Raw genomic sequence first — 2,467 nt, 5'->3', positions numbered from 1 at the left:
AAGGGCTAAACGAACTAACACCTGATGAAGTTTACTTCGGTAAGCAAAGATACGCGGCATGACTGGATCAACCACTTAAAAAGTTAGCTTATGTGTCCAACCAATGGGGTCCAGCTCTAACTACGTTCAAAAAACTCTCCTTTAAAAACTATTTATTTTTCAGCTTCATCACTATCCATCTATAGCTGCATGGTTTTAGCTCAACTAAATCAGCCTCACGCCTTTCAGAATTAAGCCTACCAAGTTGCTCAAGAAACAGCTCATAGACCTTCTGATACCTCACCACCGTATGAGTACGAAGGTATTTATTGATCACGTCATCAATGAGGTCATGTACTTCTTGAGGTAGTTGCTTGGTTCGATTGCCTTTGGCTTTATGCTTGGGCATTAGTGCTTGTTTATCCCAGCCGCTTTCCACAAAGGTTTTGTTCCAATAGGCTAGCGTTCGCCATGACGGTGGGCTGCTGTCGTTTATCTCCGCCGCCTTCTGGGTAATATACGGGGTTAACCATTTCTCAGTATATGCTGGAACGCTTTGCTCAATTGCGCCTTGCACATACTTGTAGCGTCGCTGCATTTCTTTTTTGGATGTAACATCTTCCGCGGCCTCCGCTTTAGGCTTTTTGACGTTACTGAGTGGTTTAAAGGTTAGCTTGGTGGGCAGTTCAGCCCGTGCGATGGTTCTGAGCTGACCGTTTGAAACCAGTTGCTCAAGCCTTGGCTTTGCAAAATTAAACCGCCCACCGCTTTCAATATCCGTCAACACCACATCGGTACCCTCGATACTTTCAACCGCAAAGTAAGACCATGAATGCTCCGATAAGCGTTTAACTAAAATCAGGTCGGGGTGTTGCAAGTCCATTGTGATGGCATTTCCTAAAACGACGGCAAAGCACAAGTTCAAATAGCGTATACCCTAGTTGAACATCACCAAAACAGACTAAAAGTGTTCATTTAGGGTGGTTTAAGGCGTTAGTACGCACTATGTTTATTTAGTCTACATGCTAAATGAACAATTGCCATGAGTAAGATTGGATATGCGCGAGTTTCGACCACAGATCAGTCTTTAGATTTACAAGTAGTCAAACTTGAGGAAGCGGGCTGTGACAAGGTGTTTACCGATATGGCATCAGCATCGAATACCAAACGCGATGGGTTTCAAGCCCTACTTAGCTACCTTCGTGCTGGTGACTCCTTAATTGTGACTCGAGTCGACCGTATCGCTCGTTCCGTACTCGACTTACAAACCTTAGTAAACCACCTAAAATCCAACGATATTCAGCTACAAGCGCTAGAGCAGCCCATCTCAACCAACTCAGCCTCGGGCAAAGCCTTTTTAGATATGCTTGCCGTATTCGCAGAGTTTGAACTCAATATCAGAAAAGAACGCCAGCTAGAGGGCATTGCAGCCGCTAAAAAAGCGGGTAAATACAAAGGCCGCAGGCCAATATCCGACGACGTAAAGCTTGATATCCACCGCTTACACAAGCAAAATCAACCTATTACAACAATCGCTAGAGAGTTAAATATCTCTCGAAATACGGTTTATAAAGCCATCAGATCAAAAAAGTAGCTTTGATTGGCAGACATTCATAAGGAAAATGTAGTGATTTCAAGTGTGGGGCAATTCTTAGATCTGATAGCAGACCATGATATCGATTTTTGGTACCGAGGTGTTGGTGATCTCAACTTCAAACCCAGTTCACAAGTTGAATGGCGTGGGCTAGATAAGACGAAAGAAGACACTGTTGCATACAGGTTTCTCCGTGATTACGGCAAATACTCAGAAACAGAGAGCCACAACCCATGGAAAGTATACGCTTTAATGCAGCACCATGGTCTGCCAACTAGACTACTAGACTGGTCACGTTCGCCTCTGGTCGCATTGTTCTTCGCCGTTACCCAAGAGCCTTTATCTGAGAAAGGTCACAGGGCAATATGGGTTCTTGATCCACACTCTCTAAATAAACTAGTGACAGGATTGAATTTGATATATTGCCCTTCGCAAATGGGCAACAGAAGAGTTTTTAACGCTCATGAAGTAGGAAACCCTGACTATATCGCTGAAGGAGGCTTGTTATGGTCTAACTTTGCAAAAAGTGATGACGAAACAACTGATATTGAATCGTACTCTTTAGATGAGTATTTACCATATCCCCTCTTTTTGCTTTCACCATCAAATTCTTTAAAGTCATTTACTTGGGAATATCCGCTGGCAATTGAAGCTAGCTCTTTAGATGGTAGAATGGATTTGCAGCACAGTGCCTTTACGATTCATGGCAATAATAATGAACCATTAGATACGTTTTTAAAAAGGCACAACCGAAGCGATATTTTGAAATGTATACATATTGTGAGCTTACGGCAAGTTAGCGTAACTCACCATCAAAAATATGCTTGAGTCCAGAATTTAGTCTATGCGTTGTGATTTATAGTTCCAAGGCAAGTAAAGTTCTGGGTTTAATCG

General features: G+C 42.8%; 3 protein-coding genes. 2 read left to right on the top strand and 1 reads right to left on the bottom strand.

Translation table 11 applies throughout. The annotated features are described in order from the left end of the window. Positions 1–148: 148 nt before the first annotated feature. Positions 149–862 (bottom strand): hypothetical protein, encoded by a 714-nt coding sequence (locus HC733_RS21970; RefSeq protein ID WP_190367111.1) that lies wholly within the window; start codon positions 860–862, stop codon positions 149–151. A gap of 159 nt (positions 863–1,021) precedes the next feature. On the opposite strand from HC733_RS21970, the gene HC733_RS21965 reads away from it, so the two are divergent. Further along, entirely contained in the window at positions 1,022–1,573 is a 552-nt protein-coding gene (locus HC733_RS21965; protein WP_190367110.1) for a recombinase family protein, read from the top strand. 33 nt (positions 1,574–1,606) lie between these two features. Next, the gene (locus tag HC733_RS21960; RefSeq protein ID WP_190367109.1) at positions 1,607–2,401 is read left to right on the top strand and encodes an FRG domain-containing protein; all 795 of its coding nucleotides are present in this window, start codon (positions 1,607–1,609) and stop codon (positions 2,399–2,401) included. The last annotated feature ends 66 nt before the right edge of the window (positions 2,402–2,467 follow it).

The sequence above is a fragment of the Pseudoalteromonas sp. S16_S37 genome (genome assembly GCF_014694405.1).
Taxonomy (GTDB): Bacteria; Pseudomonadota; Gammaproteobacteria; order Enterobacterales; family Alteromonadaceae; genus Pseudoalteromonas.
Note: the sequence above shows the minus strand (reverse complement) of the source record. Positions and strands in the feature narration are given on the sequence as shown.

What these genes read in the sequence shown, in the direction of transcription:
- HC733_RS21970 (WP_190367111.1), bottom strand. Translation starts at nt 862, where the DNA reads ATGGACTTGCAACACCCCGACCTGATTTTAGTTAAACGCTTATCGGAG.
- HC733_RS21965 (WP_190367110.1), top strand. Translation starts at nt 1,022, where the DNA reads ATGAGTAAGATTGGATATGCGCGAGTTTCGACCACAGATCAGTCTTTA.